The following is an 18,107-nucleotide window of genomic DNA, read 5'->3' as shown; positions in this document are numbered from 1 at the left end:
TGCCGTTTCAGCGGCGGGCGATCAGCAGCTGATGGGTGTCGGGCCAGTCGATCGGGTCGCCGGTGGCGGTGGCGATGGCGGCGACCGGCGCGATCCGGTGGATGATCACCCAGTCGTTGCGCCACGGCTTCGACGCCGGGTCGATGGTGAAACCGGCCTGCTTGGCGACCGCGGACCAGCCGTCGAAATTCAGTCCGCAGAACTGCTCGTGGGTCTCGCTGAGCCAGTTGTCGACGTAGTCCTTGCGGGTCAGGAAGTCCATCGCGTCGGCCAGCCGCAGGACCAGCTTGCCGTCGCGTTCGGCGTACGCGAACGGCACCCTCGCGTTCCGCCGGAAGTCGTGCGCGAACTGGAAGAACCGTGCCCTGGTTGACAATCCGGCGACGTACGCGGCCGGATCCTGCAGCGCTTCCAACTCGGTGACGACGTCCGGGTTGGCCCCGTCGCTGTCGTCGAGAGTCAGTACCACGGGGCGCTCGGGCTCGGCCGGTCCGCAGACATCCGAGTTCACCCAGACGCCACCGGGAGCCGTGTGCGCGTAGAGGGCGTCGGCGAAGCGCTGGACCGTGGCGGCCCGCGAGCCGTCGGCGTACGACCAGATCTCGTGGGTCAGCGCCAGCGTCAGCGTGGTGTCGATCGACCTCGGTGGGAAGACGGCCGAACCGAGCATGTTGCGCTGGTAGAAGTACACGTTCGGGTTGTGGAAGAGCCCTTGTTCCTTCTTGTGCACGCATTCGGCGTACAGATGACGGGCGACCTCGACGCCGATCAGGTCGGACTCGTGGAAGCGCGGGTCCGCGTCGACGAGCTGGAGGGTGGCGCCGGTCGCGCAGCCGATGTCGAGGATCCGGCCGGGGCGGACGAAGTCCTTGATCTGCAGCCATTTCCGGTCGGCCGCGGTCTCGAAGGCGTCCGCGTAGGTCTTGTAGTCGCGGGTGGTGGTGAGCCCGCCGTCGTCGCCGACGACCGGGTCGTTCACGCAGCGGCGGATGTGTGCGTCCAGCGCGTACCGGTCGAAGACGTCAACGGTGCTTGGGTGTGCGAGCTCCCGCCACTCATCGTTTCCCTCAGCAATCATGAGCAGGACGTCCCACGGCCGCGACTCGCCGGGCGGCTCGACGTCGATCACCTGGTAGCCGAGTTGTTCGTACAGTTTGGCGACCTCGGGGGTCGAACACGCGACCACGGTGTTGGCGGGGTCGAGCTGGACCTGGTCGTCGGTGCCGGCCTCGATCGCCTTGATCGTGACGTCGGCGAAGTCGTCGGTCGGCGGGGTGTCGGTCACGCCGATCACCAGCGACCGAAGGCCGGTCTGGAGGCTGAAGCGTTCGATCGCCGCCTCGCGCCGGTGGTACGGAACCGGATTTCGCTTGGTGGTGTGGTGATTCGCCGACGTCACGGCCCAGACGACAGTGCGATCTTGTCCTTTGAGGAACGCGGCTTGGAACCGGGTCAGTACGTGATGCCGGCCGGGAAAGAGCAGGTACATTCAGTCGCTCTCGCTCGTGATGTCCGGGTGCGCGTCGACGTCGGTGCGTTCGCGGATCACGTAGGTCGGGCGGCCCATCGAGCCGGAGTGCAGGCGCCCGACGTACTCGCCGAGGACGCCGAGCGCGAGCATCTGGGCACCGGAGAACAGGGCGACCATCGAGGCGATCGTGGTGAAACCGGCCACGGTCGTCGCGCCCGCGATGTACTTGTAGATGATCACGCCGAAGAGACCGACCCCGAACACCGCGCAGATGAAGCCGAGGTAGCCGACCAGCCGCAGCGGCTCGGTGGAGTAGCCGGTGATCAGGGTGAGCGCGTGCTTGACCAGCATCCAGGTGGTGTAGTTCGACTTGCCCTCGGCGCGATCCTCCATCCGCACCGTGGTCTGCGCGATCCGGGTGGTCGACCACGACAGCGCCACGTCGACCGACGCGTGCGGCCCGTCCAGCCCGTCGAACCCGTCCCGCAGGAAGGTCCGGAAGGCCCGGAAGGCGCTGATGGACCTGGCGTCCTTCACCGACAGCGTGGCCGACATCGCCCCCTTGACCAGCCGGGAGGCGAAGCTGCGCAGTACGCCGTGTTCCTCCTCGACCGGCACGCCGTAGACCAGGTCGACGTCGTCGGTGAGCGCCCTGAGCAGGACCGGGATCTGGTCGGCGGGGTGCTGCAGGTCGTCATCCATCGTGATGACCACCTCGTACCGCGCGTTGCGCACACCGGCGATCAAAGCGTTGTGCTGGCCGTAGTTGCGGGCCAGCCGCATCGCCCGGGTCTTGGGGTACTTGTTCGACAGTTCGCTGGCGACCTGCCAGGTGTCGTCGGGGCTGCCGTCGACGACCAGGATGATCTCGTAGCCGGATGTCACGTCGGGTAAGACCTGGGTCAGATTCTCGACGAGGCGCGGCAGGGTGGCTGCCGACCGGTAACATGGCACGACGACGGAGACGAACACTGCTGGCCCTTCTGCTGGTGACACAGGCGCGGGGGAGGCGGTCACGGCGGTTCCGCCGCTGCGATTCTTCCATGCATTCGAACTACCGTGATTCTTCCACCGACTTGAAGAGGTCCTGCCATTTCTGTCGCTCAACTCGGCCCCAAGCCCGCCGCGAGCAGGGTCGCCAAGGTCGCCGCGGATCACCGGGTCCGCTACCTGATCGTCGGCGTCGGCACGAATGCCTTGTACTTCGGCCTGTTCTGGCTCGGCTGGCACTTCCTCCAGCACTCGATCCCGTACCTGGCGGTCACCGCGGCGGCGAACTTCACCACCGCCCTGATCGTCTACCCGCTGTACCGCGACTTCGTCTTCGGCTCCACCTCGGCCGGCTGGATCCGCGGTTTTGCCAAGTTCTACACGGTCTACCTGTTCGGCCTGGGCTGCTCCCTGCTCGGCATGCCGCTGCTGATCGAGGTCCTCGGCGTCCCGGTCCTCGTCGCCCAGGCCCTGGTCATCGGCGCCGTCCCGGTGGTTTCCTACCTCCTGCACCACTTCTGGACCTTCCGCGACAAATCCCACAACTGATAGATGCCCCGGCCGGGCACTTGGTTGTCAGCGGCAGAACGAGAAACGGGCCCCGGGTGATCCCGGGGCCCGTTCTCGTGGTGCTAGCTCAGAGGACGTCCCAGGTGAGCGGGGTGCCGGCTACCGCGTCGACGCGGAATTCGCGGCCTTCGACCGAGGTGAAGGCGTCGGGGGCCAGGCCGCCGGCCGGGCGGACGGAGCGGACGTTGTCGGGGGCCACCTTTTCGCCGGCCTTGACGTCGCGGGTGATGTAGAGCGAGCGGCGGAAGCGGAGCACGTTCTGCTCGGCCTGCTTGGGGCCGACGATCGGCTCGCCGAGGGCCTGCTGGGCGACCTTGGTGCCCTCGACCAGCAGCTTGACCTCGGCCGGCTCCAGCGAGAACGCCGAGTCGACGCCGCCGTCGGCGCGGGACAGGGTGACGTGCTTCTCGATCACCGTCGCGCCGAGCGCCACGGCCGCGATCGAGGCGCCGATGCCCATCGTGTGGTCGGACAGACCGATCTGGACGCCGAGCGCGTCCCGCAGGACGGGGATCGAGCGCAGGTTGGACTGGTCGGCCGGCGCCGGGTAGCTCGCCGTACAGGACAGCACGATGATCTGCTCGTTACCGGTGGACCGGGCCGCCCGGACCGCCGCGTCGATGTCCATCAGCGTCGCCGAACCGGTCGAGATGATGATCGGCTTGCCGGTCTCGGCCATCCCGCGCACCAGCGGCAGGTCGCCGATCTCGTTGGAGGCGACCTTGTACGCCGGCACGTTCAGCTTCTCCAGGAAGTCGATCGCGGTCGGGTCGAACGGCGACGAGAACGCCAGCATGCCGAGCGAGTTGGCCAGCTCGAACAGCGGTTCGTGCCACTCCCACGGCGTGTGCGCCTCCTGGTACAGGTCGTACAGCCGGGCGCCGCCCCACAGCTCGTGCTCCGACGGCAGCCGGAAGGCCGGCAGGTCCACGTCGAGGGTGATCGTGTCGGCGGTGTAGGTCTGCAGCTTCAGCGCCTGGACGCCGGTCTCCGCCATCGCGCGGACGATGTCCTTGGCCCGCTCGATGTCGCCGTTGTGGTTGCCGGACATCTCCGCGATGATGAACGGCTGGTGGTCCGGGCCGACCGGGACGTCGCCGAAGTTGATGGTCTTGCTGGCACTCATGAGGTTCAGTTTCCCTTCGGCTTGCGCCGGTTGTCTTTGTGCAGGCTGATCGGGAACACGGTGATCTCGCGGCCGTCGGCGTACCGCGTCTGCGGTTCACCTTCGACGAAGCGGAACCGCCGGTTCATCTGCCGGACCACGGCGTTGTGCTCGAGCACCTCGCCGTGCAGCTCGTCCAGGCCGAGCTCGTCGAACGCGTAGTTGGTGGCATCCTTCATGACCTCGATCCACGCGGGCAGCGTCTCGCCGCGCTCGGCCAGGCCCTCGGCGTCCAGGAAGAAGCCCCAGGCGCCGGTCCTGGGCTCGGCGTCGAGCTCCAGGTCGAAGAAGTTCACCACTCCGGCGGTGACCCCGTCGCGTTCGTAGATCAGCACCCGCCGGGTCGGGTCGACGCTGGCCTTGGCCCACCAGGCCGCGTGCTCGCCGGCGGAGATCTCGTGGGCGTTGACGCTGACCTCGCGGTTGGGCTCCTGGTTGCGCAGGACCCGGATGATGTCGACGTCGCCGTCGGTGGCCGTACGCAGCACTTTCCGCCCTCTCGATCCCTGGTTGATCCGGTCCCCACGGTACTGGCTGGCGGTCGTGACCAGCCATTCGCCCGCTAGACAGCTACCGCATCGGGCCATCACCGGATCGAATCGCCGGCCGCAACCTCTTCTGCTCGGAGCCCAGGCGTGTAACTATTTTTCCGCCTTCATCTACGGTTCGGTCGGAGAGTGACATGAGTGTGATGCGGATCCTCGGCGTACTCGGCGCGACAGCGGGCCTGGTCCTCGGCGCCCTACCTGCCTCAGCCCGTACGACGGGCGCCCCGCCGGCGGAGGCCGAGACGGCCTGCGCGGCTGACCCCAGTACGCCGCTACGGCAGTTCCGGGCTACCTGGGTGTCCTCGGTGGTGAACATCGACTGGCCGTCCAAGACCGGGCTCACCGCGGCCCAGCAGCAGACCGAGCTGGTCGGCTGGCTGGACGACGCAGTCCGCCAGCACCACAACGCCGTAGTACTGCAGGTGCGTCCCACTGCCGACGCGTTCTGGCCGTCGAAGGTGGAGCCGTGGTCGCGCTACCTGACCGGCGTACAGGGCGGGGACCCCGGCTACGACCCGCTGGTCTTCGCAGTCGCCGAGGCGCACAAGCGGAACCTCGAGCTGCACGCGTGGTTCAACCCGTACCGCGTATCGATGAACACCGACCTCAGCGCGCTCGTCCCCGAGCACCCGGCGAGGCAGCACCCGGAGTGGGTCCTTCCGTACGGCGGCAAGCTCTACTACAACCCCGGGATCCCGGCGGTCCGCAAGCTGGTCGAGGACGCCATCATGGACGCGGTGTCGAACTACGACATCGACGGTGTGCACTTCGACGACTACTTCTACCCGTACCCGGTGGCAGGGCAGGTCTTCGACGACGCGGCCACCTACGCGCAGTACGGCGGCGGTATCCCCACGCTGGCCGAGTGGCGGCGGAACAACATCAACCTGCTGATCCAGGAGCTCCAACATCGGATCAAGGCGGCCAAGCCGTGGGTGAAGTTCGGCATCTCCCCGTTCGCGGTCTGGCGGAACAAGGCGACAGACCCGCTCGGCTCGGACACCACCGCAGGCGTCCAGACGTACGACGACCTCGCGGCGGACACCCGGCGTTGGGTGCGTGAGGAGTGGATCGACTACATCGTCCCGCAGGTCTACTGGGCCGGCGGCTTCGCTCCGGCCGACTACAACAAGATCGTGCCCTGGTGGGCCGAACAGGTCCGCGGCACCGACGTACACCTCTACATCGGCCAGGCCACCTACAAGGTCGGTACGTCGACGCAGTCGCCCGACTGGTCCGACCCTGCCGAGCTGAGTGACCATTTGGCCTTCAATACAACGGTTCCCGAGGTCAAGGGCGACATCTACTTCTCCGCCAAGGACGTCCGCGCCGACCGGCTCGGCGCGACCACGCTGCTGAACAGCAACTGGTACACGCGTCCCGCCCTGGTGCCGCCCATGCCGCACCTCGACGCCCGCCCGCCGCTTCCGGTGCACGCAGTCAAGGCGAGCAACACCACCACCGGCGTACGCCTGCAGTGGCGCCCGACCTCAGCCGACACCACGTCGTACGCGATCTACCGCCGCGACCTCACCGCCGGCGACTGGTGCCCCGACAACGACGCCCGCAACCTTCTCGCCACCCAGCGAACCAGCACTTACACAGACACCACCGCAGTCCCGGGCCACCACTACCTCTACACAATCACCGCGCTCGACCGCACGTGGAACCAGAGCCTGCCGATCCCGACCGTCAACTAGCGAAGCTGATAGACGCTGACTGTGCCGGACCGGAATCTCAGTTCGGCCAGTCTGCTCAGGGTGTCGGGGATGGGATTGACCCGTGAGTCGGCGAACAACCACGTGACGCCGTACTTCGTGCGCAGGGTTTCCAGGCCTTCCCGGGTCGGGGCGGTGAAGGCTGCGTCGTTCAGGCGGAGCTTCTCCTGGTCCCAGAACGGGCCGTAGAGCGCGTCGCTCGAGGTGACGGCGTGGTTGTTGGCCTTGGCCGTGTACGCCCAGCCTTCGACGAGCACGCGCCGCTCCGCATAGCCAGGGATCCAGAAGGAACCGCTGTGGCATCTCTCGGCCGCCCGCTTGTTCACACCCGGCCCACCTTCGACGGCCTTGGTGGGCGGTTGGCGGCAGTGGATATTGGTGGCGATCAGGTCATCGGGCCCGGACTGCCGGCGGATGAAGCGTGCCGCCTCGATCCCACCCGGGGCGATGGACTCGTACTTCGAGGTGCTCGGTCCCGCGAACTTCTGCAGGCTCACGATGGTCGGCGAAACCGTCAGCCCGAGCAGGGCCGCCACCGCGATCGCCGCCCAGGTACGGCGTGAAGCCCGGAGAACGAGGCCGAGTACGACGATGCCCACGGCAACGACGATCAGCGCGACCACCAGCGGTTCGGCGAAGAGCCGGTCGAGGCAACCGGTATCGCGACAGGCCGTGATCACGCCGGGGGACCGCGATCTCCCGTAGTAGATCGCCGCGACCCCGAGCGCGAGGGCGGGTGCCACCGCGAGGTAGACGCGACGGTCGAGTGACGACAGACCCCAGGTCGCGATCAGAACCCCGTAGAGGAACGCGTTCCGGGCGAAGAAGACCTGGGCCTGGCCGAACTGGTACATGATCGAGGCGGCCGCGATCGCGAGGACGAAGCTGAAGACCAGGAACACCGCCATCGGATCGCCCGGAATCCGGCGACGGATCAGGAGCGCGCCGACGACCGGCATCAGCCAGCCGACGAGCAGCGCGGTCGAGACGATGACCAGCACCGAGGGACCCGGCCGGACAGCGGGGGCGAGGCCGACGGTCATCCCTTGCAGCATGGATCGGAAGGTCTCGGCGGGCTTGACCACCATCCCTTGGTTCTCGGCGCCGAGGACCGCCAGGAAGTTGACGCCGTAGGCGACGGCGACCAGCACAGCGAGGACGAGAGCGCGCAGGTTGAGCCGGCGAGCACGCACGGACAGGTAGATCCACGCGGCGGGCAGCCCTGCGGCGTACACGGGCAGTGCGGTCGCCTTGGTGATCGCCAGGACTGCGATGAGCACGGCGGCGACCAGGAAGAGCCCGGCGAGGCGGCTTCGGGACTGCCCGGGTCTCCTGCGCAGGATCAGGGCGGTGACCGCGATCAGCGGCAGCATCAGCAGGTTGGAGAACGCTTGCGTCGGACTGATCATCTGGCCCATCGAGAGCGGGCCGTCGTTGTAGAGCGTGTGGGTCGTCGTCCACGACCACGGAGACAGATCTCCGGCCATCACCGTCAGCGCGGCCCCGATCGGCGCGGCTACCGCCCGCCCGGTCAGCACCATGCCGACTGCGGCGGCGCCCATCGCTGTCAGCAGCATGAACGCGAACGGGACCACTCGCTGGGTCAGCACGTCGAGTTCTATCCCGGTGATCCAATGTGCGGAGGCGAGGTGGTTGTAGACCATCCAGTGGTAGGCGAGCGGCTCGCCCGCGACGTACGGGACCTGTGGTGGGAAGTGATGCGTCAATTCGGCCGCCAGCGACAGCTGGAACGGCGAGTCCGAATTCGGCCGGAGGGCGGCCGGGCCGTCGAGCGCTATCACCCTGGAGCCGACCCGGATGAACCAGGCCGACACCACCCCGACCGACACCATCACCCCGGCGACGGCCCACCAAGGCGTCGGCCGGACCGGTTCCTGCCGTCGAGGCAGTGCCAGGATCATCCCCAGGGCCAGCGCCGGCAGGACCAAGGCGAGCAGCGGTATGCCCAGCCAGCGGCCGAGCGGATAGATCAGAGCTTCGCAGGCGAGGCCGAACGTCGTACCCAGGACTGCGTCGACCGCGAACCAGCCCGTGCCACCGGTGAATCGTCGCCAGAACACGGTGCCAGGAACGGCGATGACGACCAGCAGGTAGCCGAGGTACGCGGCCGGAATCCAGGCGTCCTGCGCCTGGAGCCCGGCGAACCAGCCGAGCGGCAGCACCGGCACGCTCGCCAGTGCCGCGATCACCGCGGCCCGCCCGCCCTTGTTCACCCTGGTCCCTTCGTCCGCGTCCTACCCATCAAGAGGACCCTCGGCGGCAGAAAGTTCCCCATCCGTCACGATGACAGGCCGATCGATACGACCTGTTTACCCCGTGCACCGATCTCCTTACACTGAGTAGGCGATTCCTCTCAATCTGTCATGCACAGCACCGGGAGGCACCTTGTTGATCAGCGAGCACATCGCGGGCATGCCGGTCGAGGAACTGCTGCTCGCCGCCATCGCCACAGCCACCCCGGTGATCGCCCTGATCGGCTGGGAGATCCGCGACCGCCTCCGCCGGTTCAGATCGGCTCTGCGCCGTACCGAGGCTGCCGACCAGCAACCGGCCCCCGAAACCCCCTGAGCGGAGGCCCGGTCAGTGACCTGGACCACCACCGTCCTGCCGCGAAGTCGGACACACGGGCGGGAGCCGCTAGGCTCTGGCGTCATGAGTGAGTTGACGCGCGCGCAGATCCGGGACCTGATGGGTGAGGTGATGAAGGCGCAGGGCAAGACGCTGCCGACTGATGACGGCGCGGACCTGCGTGAGATCGGCTTCCGGTCGCTGGACTTCTCCGAGCTGGCCCTGCGGGTCGAGGACGAGATCGGCGACGAGCTGAACTTCGACGCCCCCGGCCTGCGGCAGATCGCCAAGGTCGGTGACGTCCTCGACTTCATCGAGCAGCTTCAGTCGGCGTGACCGGCCGGCGTCGTACGACCGCCTTGATCGGTGACGACAACCGTGTCGTCGTCGGTGGCAAGACGCTGACCTGGCGGACCCTGCACAAGCTGCCGCAGCTGCCCTCCCCGGCGGCTGTCCTGGTGGACAACGGCGCCGACGCGCTCGCGGCCGTCCGGCACCACGCCGTCCACGGCACCGAACTGCTGGTCGCCACCTCGTCGCGGGTCGACCCCGCGATGCGCGAGGAGCTCGGCGAGTCCGGCTTCGCGGTCGTGATCGCCAACGGCGACGAGCATTCCGTCACCCCCGCGAAACTCAAGCGGGTGGAGGAATCCGGCCGCGTCTGGCTGCTCACCTCCGGCTCCACCGGCCGGCCCAAGCGGATCGGCCACACACTCGAGTCGCTGACGACGGTCCGCGGCCAGCAGCAGCCCCGCACCTGGCTCGTGCCGTATTCCCCGGGCACCTACGCGTGGTGGCAGGTCATCACGATCTCACTCACCCAGGCCGACCAGGGCCTGGTCGTGATCGAGCCTTCGGAACTGGAGACCTGGCCGGCCATCGCGGCCGAGCACGGCGTCACAGCGGCCTCCGGTACGCCGACCTTCTGGCGGCAGACGATCTACCGCGACACCGAGGCGCTGGCCAAGGTCCCGCTGGAGCAGATCACCCTCGGCGGCGAGCCGGTCGACCAGGCGATCCTGGACCGGCTGCACGAGATCTTCCCCGACGCCCGGATCTCCTGGATCTACGCCTCGTCGGAGGTCGGCGCCTCGATCGTCGTCCACGACGGCAAGGCGGGCTTCCCCAAGGCCTGGCTGGACCGAGACCCCGATCCTGAGGCCGAGCGGCCGATCCTGCACGTGGACGGTGACGAGCTGGTGATCAGCTCGCCGCACCACGGTGCCGGTCTCGAAGGCGCGCACCGGACCGGCGACCGGGTCGAGTTCGTCGACGACCGGGTGCTGATCACCGGCCGCCTCGACACCGACGAGATCAACGTCGGCGGGTCGAAGGTGTCGGCCGGCCTGGTCCGCAACGTGCTGATGGCCCACCCGGCCGTCGCCTGGGCCCGGGTGTTCGCCCGCAAGGCCCCGCTGGTCGGCCGGATGGTGGCCGCCGAGGTGGTGGTCGAGCCCGACCTCGGGCCGATCACCGACGCCGACCTGGTGCAGTGGTGCACGAACCGGCTGCCGGACTACGGCGTACCGCGCCGGATCCGCTTCCTGGACGAGATTCCCCAGAAGGAGACCCTGAAAAGCGATGTCTGAACCAACTCTGGTGCCGCCCTCGAAGGTGGTCCTCGTCTCCGGTGGGTCCAAAGGCCTCGGCCTGGCCTTCGTCAACGACCTGATCGACGCCGGCGTGAAGGTGGCTGCCTTCGCCCGGACCGTCACGCCCGAGCTGACCGCGCTGGCCGAGAAGTACCCGGACCAGGTGCACGTCGGCTCGGTCGACATCAACGACGCCAAGGCCGCCCAGGACTTCGTCAAGGAGGTCGAGGGCAAACTCGGTCCGATCGACGGCCTGGTGAACAACGCCGCCGTCGGCCAGGACTCGCTGCACGTGCACACCTCGGCCGAGCAGATCGCCGGCATCATCCAGACGAACCTGACCGCGCCGCTGGTGCTGACCCGGTTCGTCCTGCGCCGGATGATGGCCAAGGGCCTCAAGGGCCGGATCGTCAACGTCACCTCGATCTGCGCCCAGCGCGGTTACCCCGGCTTGGTGGCGTACTCCGCGACCAAGGGCGGGATGGACTCCGCGACCCGCTCGATGGCCCGCGAACTCGGCGGCCGCGTGCTGGTCAACTCGGTCGCTCCCGGCTTCTTCGCCTCGGACATGTCGGCCGTGCTCGGCCAGACCCAGCTCGACCAGATCGTCCGCCGTACGCCGACCGGTCACCTGACCGAGCCGGAGGAGGTCGTTCCGGTGGTCCGGATGCTGCTGCTGGAGAACACCAACATCAACGGCCAGGTGCTCGTCATCGATGGTGCCGCTTCCATCTGACGACCTGCTCGCCTCGGCGCCGGACCACCTGCGGGTGGGATCGGTCGAGGAGATGGCCGGCGCCGTCACCCGCTCGCACCTGCCGGACTTCCGCTGCGTCGGCTGGTACGGCGTACCGCCGGCCGGCTGGTCGGTCGCGATCGACGCCGAGTACGCCGACCAGGTGGTCCCCGCGCCGCTCGCGCGCCGGTTCGGGGACGAGGAGTTCTGGCAGCGGTGGACCCGGGCGGAGTGCTTCTGCAAACTCGCCGACGTCCCGATGCTCGCGTGGTGGCCCGAGCACGGCCTCGACGTACCGGCTGACTTCACCGGGCGATGGCGGACCCTCGAGCTCGGTCCGCTCATCGTCACGGTGGCGCTGGCCCCTACGCGGGCTTGATGTTCGCGTTGCGGTGGAACACGTTGTCCGGGTCGTAGCTGGTCTTGATCGCGGCCAGCCGGTCGTACTTCGCCCCGTACGAAGCACGGACCCGGTCGTCGGCCGCCTCGTCGCTGATCGCGTTGACGTAGCTCCCGATGCCCCGGCTGTGCGGTTGGAGCGCCGTCCAGAACGATCGCACCCAGGCCCGGTCCTGCGCGAGCAGTTCGGACGTCGGGGCGATCGCGACCAGGAACAGCGCGTAGCCCGGTGCGCGGCTGCCGCTGAAGGCGGTCGCGTCGTCGGCGACCTCCGAGTACGCCTGGTCCAGCCGGTAGAACAACATCACCGACAGCGGCGACTGTTTGCGCGGCAGCTGATCAGTGAGCACCTCGATGACGTCGTCCGTCAGGTCGTCGAGGTAGGTGCCCTTGTCGTAGGTGTGCTGTCCCCACGCGTTCGCCTCGTCGAGCATCTGCTGCAGCGCGACGTACGGCATCGGGGTGGCGAACTCGAACAGCGGCGGCAGCGAGAGCCGGAGCTCGTCCAGCACCTGCTCGTGCTCCTCGGCCTCGCCGAAGCCGGTCACGATCATGACGTAGCCGGGCTTGAAGTGGTGCTCTTCGGGGACGAACGGCGCCGGCGGCGCGTTCAGTCCGCCGATCACGATGTTCACCTCGCGGGGCAGTTTCGCGATCACCTCGCGGGCCAGCCGGAACATCTCCGGACCCTTGTCGAGCTCCCAGAAGAGCAGGCCGAACCGGACCATCGGGTCGACCTCGTGCAAGTGGAACTCGAACTCGGTCACGACACCGAAGTTGCCGCCACCACCGCGCAGCGCCCAGTGCAGATCGGGGTTCTCGTCCTCGGCAGCGCGCAGGATCCGGCCGTCGGCGGTGACGACCTGGGCCGAGACGAGGTTGTCGATGCTGAGCCCGAACTTGCGGGTCAGCCAGCCCATCCCGCCACCCAGTGTGAGCCCGCCGACGCCGGTGTGGCTGACCATGCCGGCGGGCACCGCCAGGCCGTACTGCTGAGCCGCGGCGTCGAGATCGCCGAGCAGGGCGCCGCCGCCGACCCGGGCCCGCTTCGCGACCGGATCGATGGTGACCTGGTTGAGCCGGCTGAGGTCGATCACCAGGCCGTCCTCGACCGTGCAGGCGCCGCCGGGGCTGTGCGCCCCGCCCCGGACGGCGATCTCCAGACCGTTCTCGCGCGCGAAGCCGACGGCACGACTGACGTCCTCAACGCTGCGCGCCTGGACGATCACCGCCGGGCGCTGGTCGATCGTCGCGTTCCACACCTTGCGCGCGTCGTCGTAGCCGGGATCGGCCGGGGCGACTACCGCCCCGCCGATCGTCGTTCTCAGGTCTCCGATGCCGCTGTCGGCAAGTTGGGTCATGAGTGGTCCTCCCCCTGGTTGGTCCAGCTTTTTCACCGTAGATCTGGTCCGACCCCAGCGGTAGCTTTCTTGGGGAGATAGTTGCTCCGGCCCCCTAAAGCAGCCTCAAACCTCCGGATCGTTAACTCTGTGTGACATAGCCGCCGACCTGCGTCGCCTGCGTTCGGGTGGGCCCCTCGACCAGGCGGTCGGCGAGGCCGCGCTGGAATTCCTGGAAGGCCGGCAGGTCCTGCAGCCCGTCGCCGTCGGCGATGTGCAGGAAACTCACGCCGTCGTCCAGCCGGTAGCTGCTGTAGCGCAGCCCGGCCGGAGCCTTGACCGCCAGCTCCGCGAAGACCATCTCGATCAGCCGCTGGTTCTCATCGGCCGCCTCGGGCTTGGTCCGGTAACGAATCACCGAAGTACTCATCTCATCCTCCGTCGATAGCGGTTGCTCTCACTGGTTCAGACCGCGTCGGAGAGCGGAACTCATCGCAGCGATGATTCCGGCCGCTCGCACTTGTCTGTACCAGTGACTGCGAGTTTCTGGAGGAGCTGTGAGCAAGGAACGAACCACGGTCGAACAGCGCTGGGTGCTGGCGCTGACCTCGATCGGCTCGGTGATGGTCGCGCTCGACGTCCTGGTGGTGGCAGCGGCGCTGACCACGATCCGGCAGGACCTGGGCGCGACGATGGAACAACTGGAATGGACGGTGAACGCCTACAGCCTGAGCTTCGCCATGTTGCTGATGACCGCCGCCGCACTCGGCGACAGACTGGGTCGGAGAAGCACCTTCGCGGCCGGTCTCGCACTGTTCACGCTGGCGTCGGTCGGCTGCGCACTGGCGACCTCGGTGCCACTGCTGATCGCTGCCCGCGCACTCCAGGGTGCCGGTGCTGCAGTGGTGATGCCATTGGCGATGGGACTGCTCGGCGCCGCCTTCCCACCCGAACGCCGCGGCTGGGCGATCGGCATCTTCAGTGGCATCACGGGCCTGGCGGTTCTCGGCGGCCCGATGATCGGTGGCGCTGTCACGGAAGGCCTTGCCTGGCAGTGGATCTTCTGGATCAACGTCCCGGTCGGCCTGCTGGCGATTCCCTTGGTACTGCGGCGGATCCCGGAGAGCAGAGGCGCCGCACGTCGACTGGACCCGCGCGGCGCGACCCTGATCACGCTGGCGGTACTAGGCCTCGTCTGGGGTGTCGTGCGTGGAGCGGCAGCCGGCTGGTCGAGCCTTGAGGTGGTCGGCTCGTTCGTGGTGGGAGCCTTGTTGCTGTGCGGCTTCCTCGCGTGGGAGAAGCGTGCGGAGCAGCCCATGGTGCCGCTGAGCTTCTTCCGCAACCGGGCGTTCTCCGCGGGCAACGCGGCAGGCTTCTTCCTGTCGGCAGCCCTGTTCAGTGCGGTCTTCTTCGTCGCGCAGTTCATGCAGGCTGTGCTGGCTTCCGGACCGCTCAAGGCCGGTCTGCAGCTACTGCCCTGGACTGCGACGCTCTTCGTGGTCGCACCGATCGCCGGACGACTGGTCGACCGCATCGGTGAGCGCCCGCTGGTGGTGACCGGCCTGCTGCTCAACGCGATCGGCATGGCCTGGATCGGCCTGGTCGCGGATCCGGGCGTGCACTACGGCGCGCTGGTGGCTCCGATGGTCGTCGCGGGGTGCGGCGTCTCCATGGCGATGCCGGCCGCGCAGAGTGCAGGCACCGGGTCGCTGCCGCGCGAGTCGGTGGGGATCGCCTCCGGGATCTACGGCATGATGCGGCAGCTCGGTGGCGCTGTCGGTGTCGCCATACTGGCTGCTGTGTTCGCGACAAACGGCGGCTACGGCTCGGCGGCGTTGTTCAGTGCGGGCTTCACCCGGGCGATGGTGGTCTGCGGCGTCCTGTCGTTGGCCGGAGCTGCTGCCGGAGCGGGGATCGCGCGTCGGCGTACGGAACCTCCGTTCGTTCCTGCTCCTGCTGTGGTCGACAGTTTGGTTCAGGAGGTGGGATGAACCTGGAGGAGGAGTTCGCGCAGTACCGCGGTGAGCTGGTCGCGCACTGCTACCGGATGCTCGGGTCGCTGCACGATGCCGAGGACGCCGTACAGGAGACCTACCTGCGTGCGTGGCGGGGCTTCGCGGACTTCGAGGGGCGTTCGTCGATCAAGACGTGGCTCTACCGGATCGCCACCCGCGTCTGCTTGAACGCCTTGCAGCACAGCAGTCGCCGGATGGTCCCGTCCGCACTGGGAGCCCCTGGTACCGACCCGGACGACATAGGGGGCGCGGCACTCGAGGTCAGCTGGCTGGAGCCATTCCCCGACCGGATGCTCAACGCCGATCCGGCCGCGGTCGTCGGTAACCGGCAGAGCCTTCGGCTGGCGATGGTTGCCGCGCTGCAGCACTTGCCGCCGCGGCAGCGCGCAGTACTGGTACTGCGGGAGGTGCTGGCCTGGCCTGCTGGTGAAGTGGCCGAGTTCCTGGAGACGTCGACCGCTGCGGTGAACAGTTCGTTGCAGCGCGCTCGTGCCGAGATCGCCCGGCTCGCCCCGGCCGAGGACGAGTTCAGCGAACCGGAAGAGCCCGTACGCCGTGCGCTGCTCGACCAGTACGCAAAGGCGTTCGCGGAGGCCGATCTGGCCGCTCTGGAAGGCCTGCTGACTCAGGACACCCGCTGGGAGATGCCGCCCATCCCCACCTGGTTCAACGGACGGGCGGACGTACTACGGTTGCTCGAGGCAAAGGTCGTCAAGGGGGAGGGCCGGCGGATCCTGGTGGAGACCTCGGCGAACGGGCAGCCGGCGTTCGCCTGGTACGTGCGCGGTCGCGACGACGCGTTCCATGCGCACTCGCTGTCGGTGCTGACTCTCACCAAGGCGGGGGTGTCGTCCGTCTTCTCCTTCCATCGGCCCGACTTGTTCCCGTCCTTCGGATTGCCGGTGAGCCGGTTGTCCACAAGCTGAGCATGAGCCCGAGCGCCGGGTTGGCCGCGGATGCGAGACTTCGGTGCGTGACCGACGACGAAATCCTGCGGATGCTGCCGATGGCGGCGACCGCGATCGCCCTGGACGAGCGACTGGCCGATCAGTACCTGGCCCAGCTCGGCCAGTACGACGAGCGCGACCAGGCGCAGGTGGATCGTTGTGTCCAGGTGACGCTCGAAGGATCGGTCCGCGCCGCCTGGTCGCGAGGCTGGTCGCCGGGAGATGTCGTCCAGCACGGCCGGTGCAAGCTCGAGCCGATGATCGAGTCCCTGCTGCTCGCGGTGATCTCGTCGGAGCACCGGTCCTATCCGGCGGCCGCCATCGATCCACGCTGGCTGGACCAGTTGACCGAGCTGGGCATCGAGCCGCCGTACGCCGAGTTCGGGCTGACCTCGTGGGCCGCGGACCGGCGACTCGGCCGCTATCTGGCGCTGCATCATGCCCTGGTGCTGACCGGGTTCCTGCAGACCCTGCCCGGGATCGCCCGGCTGTTTCCGCTACCGGGTGCGGCCGCCCCCGTTCGCAGGGGCCCTGCCGCGCCGGTCGCGAGCGGCAAGATGCTGGCCAGGATCCGTGGGCTGCTGGCGAAGGCAGAGGCGACCGACTTTCCCGACGAGGCCGAGGCACTGTCGGCGAAGGCCCAGGAGCTGATGGCGAAGTTCTCCCTCGATCGGGCGCTGGTGGACGCCGATCCCGAGCACGTGCTCGACGACGACTCCGGAGCGCGCCGGATCTGGGTCGAAACGCCGTACGTGTCGGCCAAGGCGCAGCTGGTCGCGGCGGTCGCCTCGGCGAACAGTTGCCGCACGGTGTCGATGGAGCAGCTCGCGGTGGTGACGATCGTGGGCGCCGAGCTCGACCTACAGCTGACCGAGCTGCTGAGTACGTCGCTGCTGGTCCAGGCGAACAGGGCGATGCTCGCGGCCGGGAAGCACTTCGGCCGTCGCGGCGAGTCCCGGACGAGGTCGTTCCGCCAGTCGTTCCTGATGGCCTACGCACAACGGATCGGCGAGCGACTGCAAGCGACCACGGAGGCCACGCGGGCCGCAGTGCCGGAGGCGGACGCCGGCCGGCTGCTACCGGTGCTGAGCAAACGGGAGGAGCAGGTGGACGCACTGTTCGTCAAGCTGTTCCCCGAGACGACGCTTCGGCGGACCAGGGTCTCCAACGGTGCCGGCTGGGCCGCGGGGCTGAGTGCCGCCGACCGCGCCCACCTGCAAACCCGCCGCCCGGTGAGCCGCTGACGGGCCGGCCGATTCAGCTCTCGGGGACGGACCTGAGCCCGGCCAGGACGATGTCGAGCAGCCGGTTGGCCTGGTCGGGCTCCATCTCGCGGCCCATGGTGATGCCACCGACCAGCCGGAGGATGTCCATCAGCTCCAGCTCGGGCCGCACCGTGCCGGCTTCCTTGGCCCGGTTCAGCAACAGGTCACCGGCCTGGCGCACGTTCATCTTGCAGGCGGTGAAGAACTCGGAATTCTTGCCTAGAGCAACGGTCAGCTCACCGGCCAGGCTCTTCTTCGAGACGCTGTAGCCGACGAAGCTCCGCAGCCAGGCCGCCAGCGCGTCGAACGGCCCGAGCTCGTCGGCGAACCCGTAGGCCCGGTCGCAGACCGACTGGATCTCGTCGACGTAGACCGCCTCCAGCAGGGCGGTCCGGCTCGGGAACCGCCGATACAGCGTCCCGATCCCGACCCCGGCCCGCCGGGCGATCTCCTCCAGCGACGTGTCGGTCCCATGGTCGGCGAACGCGTTCCGCGCGGCCGTCACCAGCAGGTCGTAGTTACGCGCGGCATCGGCTCGCGACGGCCGCGTGCACGGCCACGACTTCACGTCGCCCCGGCCACCGGCGGCACTCGCTGCCGGCTCCGCCGACGGTGCCGCAGCAGCGGACGTTGCCGGGTCCGCCGACGGTGCCGTTGATGTCGCAGCAGCCGACGACCTGGTGTTCATGCCGGCCTCCTCGCCGTGCTCGGGCGCCCGCGGGGCGCGCTCGGAAAGTCACTCCGTTAAATCACTTGAAAAAG

Annotated in this window: 18 protein-coding genes; 10 read left to right on the top strand and 8 right to left on the bottom strand. The window is 68.3% G+C overall.

The genetic code is table 11. The features are described 5' to 3' along the window. Positions 1–7 precede the first annotated feature (7 nt). Both EV138_RS14220 and EV138_RS14215 read right to left on the bottom strand, forming a co-directional pair. Complete coding sequence (locus EV138_RS14220) at positions 8–1,489, bottom strand: class I SAM-dependent methyltransferase (RefSeq protein WP_133979429.1); 1,482 nt, start codon at positions 1,487–1,489, stop codon at positions 8–10. Then, positions 1,490–2,443: a glycosyltransferase family 2 protein gene (locus EV138_RS14215; RefSeq protein ID WP_133979428.1), complete on the bottom strand. Its 954-nt coding sequence runs from the start codon at positions 2,441–2,443 to the stop codon at positions 1,490–1,492. A 120-nt stretch (positions 2,444–2,563) separates the two neighbouring features. Here EV138_RS14215 and EV138_RS14210 point away from each other — a divergent pair, with 120 nt between their 5' ends. Beyond that, positions 2,564–3,010 carry a GtrA family protein gene (locus EV138_RS14210; RefSeq protein ID WP_133979427.1) on the top strand — a complete coding sequence of 149 codons (447 nt, stop codon included), beginning with the start codon at positions 2,564–2,566 and terminating at the stop codon, positions 3,008–3,010. An 88-nt stretch (positions 3,011–3,098) separates the two neighbouring features. Here the strand turns inward: EV138_RS14210 and pseI are convergent, their stop codons facing one another. Both pseI and EV138_RS14200 read right to left on the bottom strand, forming a co-directional pair. Further along, positions 3,099–4,157 carry a pseudaminic acid synthase gene (gene pseI / locus EV138_RS14205; RefSeq protein WP_133979426.1) on the bottom strand — a complete coding sequence of 353 codons (1,059 nt, stop codon included), beginning with the start codon at positions 4,155–4,157 and terminating at the stop codon, positions 3,099–3,101. Positions 4,158–4,162: 5 nt separating this feature from the next. Beyond that, on the bottom strand, positions 4,163–4,684 hold the full coding sequence (locus EV138_RS14200; protein WP_133979425.1) for a GNAT family N-acetyltransferase: 522 nt from the start codon (positions 4,682–4,684) through the stop codon (positions 4,163–4,165). A gap of 194 nt (positions 4,685–4,878) precedes the next feature. Here EV138_RS14200 and EV138_RS14195 point away from each other — a divergent pair, with 194 nt between their 5' ends. Next, the gene (locus tag EV138_RS14195; RefSeq protein WP_133979424.1) at positions 4,879–6,444 is read left to right on the top strand and encodes a glycoside hydrolase family 10-like protein; all 1,566 of its coding nucleotides are present in this window, start codon (positions 4,879–4,881) and stop codon (positions 6,442–6,444) included. Here the strand turns inward: EV138_RS14195 and EV138_RS14190 are convergent. Then, the gene (locus tag EV138_RS14190; RefSeq protein ID WP_133979423.1) at positions 6,441–8,696 is read right to left on the bottom strand and encodes a hypothetical protein; all 2,256 of its coding nucleotides are present in this window, start codon (positions 8,694–8,696) and stop codon (positions 6,441–6,443) included. The two genes, EV138_RS14195 and EV138_RS14190, sit on opposite strands and share 4 nt — an antisense overlap. A gap of 172 nt (positions 8,697–8,868) precedes the next feature. Between EV138_RS14190 and EV138_RS14185 the strand changes: the two genes are divergently transcribed. The 5 genes from EV138_RS14185 to EV138_RS14165 all read left to right on the top strand — a co-directional run bounded on the left by EV138_RS14185 (position 8,869) and on the right by EV138_RS14165 (position 11,758). Next, on the top strand, positions 8,869–9,051 hold the full coding sequence (locus EV138_RS14185) for a hypothetical protein (protein ID WP_133979422.1): 183 nt from the start codon (positions 8,869–8,871) through the stop codon (positions 9,049–9,051). 84 nt (positions 9,052–9,135) lie between these two features. Continuing rightward, the gene (locus EV138_RS14180; protein WP_133979421.1) at positions 9,136–9,387 is read left to right on the top strand and encodes an acyl carrier protein; all 252 of its coding nucleotides are present in this window, start codon (positions 9,136–9,138) and stop codon (positions 9,385–9,387) included. After that, a complete protein-coding gene (locus EV138_RS14175) occupies positions 9,384–10,640 on the top strand; it encodes an AMP-binding protein (RefSeq protein WP_133979420.1) in 1,257 nt (418 codons plus the stop codon). The genes EV138_RS14180 and EV138_RS14175 overlap by 4 nt, the downstream gene beginning before the upstream one ends. After that, positions 10,633–11,379 (top strand): SDR family NAD(P)-dependent oxidoreductase, encoded by a 747-nt coding sequence (locus tag EV138_RS14170; protein WP_133979419.1) that lies wholly within the window; start codon positions 10,633–10,635, stop codon positions 11,377–11,379. Before EV138_RS14175 ends, EV138_RS14170 begins: the two co-directional genes overlap by 8 nt. Beyond that, positions 11,360–11,758, top strand: a complete 399-nt coding sequence (locus EV138_RS14165; RefSeq protein WP_133979418.1) for a hypothetical protein — start codon at positions 11,360–11,362, stop codon at positions 11,756–11,758. Before EV138_RS14170 ends, EV138_RS14165 begins: the two co-directional genes overlap by 20 nt. On the opposite strand, the gene EV138_RS14160 is transcribed toward EV138_RS14165, so the two are convergent. Then, the gene (locus EV138_RS14160; RefSeq protein WP_133979417.1) at positions 11,745–13,139 is read right to left on the bottom strand and encodes an FAD-binding oxidoreductase; all 1,395 of its coding nucleotides are present in this window, start codon (positions 13,137–13,139) and stop codon (positions 11,745–11,747) included. The genes EV138_RS14165 and EV138_RS14160 overlap by 14 nt on opposite strands. Positions 13,140–13,260: 121 nt before the next feature. Continuing rightward, positions 13,261–13,548 carry a hypothetical protein gene (locus EV138_RS14155; protein ID WP_133979416.1) on the bottom strand — a complete coding sequence of 96 codons (288 nt, stop codon included), beginning with the start codon at positions 13,546–13,548 and terminating at the stop codon, positions 13,261–13,263. A 127-nt stretch (positions 13,549–13,675) separates the two neighbouring features. On the opposite strand from EV138_RS14155, the gene EV138_RS14150 reads away from it, so the two are divergent. The 3 genes from EV138_RS14150 to EV138_RS14140 are packed head-to-tail and all read left to right on the top strand — an operon-like array spanning position 13,676 to position 17,324. Beyond that, positions 13,676–15,109, top strand: a complete 1,434-nt coding sequence (locus EV138_RS14150) for a DHA2 family efflux MFS transporter permease subunit (RefSeq protein WP_133979415.1) — start codon at positions 13,676–13,678, stop codon at positions 15,107–15,109. Next, positions 15,106–16,059: a sigma-70 family RNA polymerase sigma factor gene (locus EV138_RS14145; RefSeq protein ID WP_133979414.1), complete on the top strand. Its 954-nt coding sequence runs from the start codon at positions 15,106–15,108 to the stop codon at positions 16,057–16,059. The genes EV138_RS14150 and EV138_RS14145 overlap by 4 nt, the downstream gene beginning before the upstream one ends. Positions 16,060–16,106: 47 nt before the next feature. Then, positions 16,107–17,324 (top strand): DUF2786 domain-containing protein, encoded by a 1,218-nt coding sequence (locus tag EV138_RS14140; protein WP_238158131.1) that lies wholly within the window; start codon positions 16,107–16,109, stop codon positions 17,322–17,324. A gap of 13 nt (positions 17,325–17,337) precedes the next feature. Here the strand turns inward: EV138_RS14140 and EV138_RS14135 are convergent, their stop codons facing one another. After that, entirely contained in the window at positions 17,338–18,033 is a 696-nt protein-coding gene (locus EV138_RS14135) for a TetR/AcrR family transcriptional regulator (protein ID WP_133979412.1), read from the bottom strand. Positions 18,034–18,107 lie beyond the last annotated feature (74 nt).

This window comes from Kribbella voronezhensis, assembly GCF_004365175.1.
GTDB lineage: Bacteria > Actinomycetota > Actinomycetes > Propionibacteriales > Kribbellaceae > Kribbella > Kribbella voronezhensis.
Note: the sequence above shows the minus strand (reverse complement) of the source record. Positions and strands in the feature narration are given on the sequence as shown.

Excerpts from the sequence above, each read along its gene's own strand:
- EV138_RS14220 (WP_133979429.1), bottom strand. The coding sequence starts at position 1,489 with ATGTACCTGCTCTTTCCCGGCCGGCATCACGTACTGACCCGGTTCCAA.
- pseI (WP_133979426.1), bottom strand. The coding sequence starts at position 4,157 with ATGAGTGCCAGCAAGACCATCAACTTCGGCGACGTCCCGGTCGGCCCG.
- EV138_RS14195 (WP_133979424.1), top strand. The coding sequence starts at position 4,879 with ATGAGTGTGATGCGGATCCTCGGCGTACTCGGCGCGACAGCGGGCCTG.
- EV138_RS14180 (WP_133979421.1), top strand. The coding sequence starts at position 9,136 with ATGAGTGAGTTGACGCGCGCGCAGATCCGGGACCTGATGGGTGAGGTG.
- EV138_RS14170 (WP_133979419.1), top strand. The coding sequence starts at position 10,633 with ATGTCTGAACCAACTCTGGTGCCGCCCTCGAAGGTGGTCCTCGTCTCC.
- EV138_RS14165 (WP_133979418.1), top strand. The coding sequence starts at position 11,360 with ATGGTGCCGCTTCCATCTGACGACCTGCTCGCCTCGGCGCCGGACCAC.
- EV138_RS14160 (WP_133979417.1), bottom strand. The coding sequence starts at position 13,139 with ATGACCCAACTTGCCGACAGCGGCATCGGAGACCTGAGAACGACGATC.
- EV138_RS14155 (WP_133979416.1), bottom strand. The coding sequence starts at position 13,548 with ATGAGTACTTCGGTGATTCGTTACCGGACCAAGCCCGAGGCGGCCGAT.
- EV138_RS14145 (WP_133979414.1), top strand. The coding sequence starts at position 15,106 with ATGAACCTGGAGGAGGAGTTCGCGCAGTACCGCGGTGAGCTGGTCGCG.
- EV138_RS14135 (WP_133979412.1), bottom strand. The coding sequence starts at position 18,033 with ATGAACACCAGGTCGTCGGCTGCTGCGACATCAACGGCACCGTCGGCG.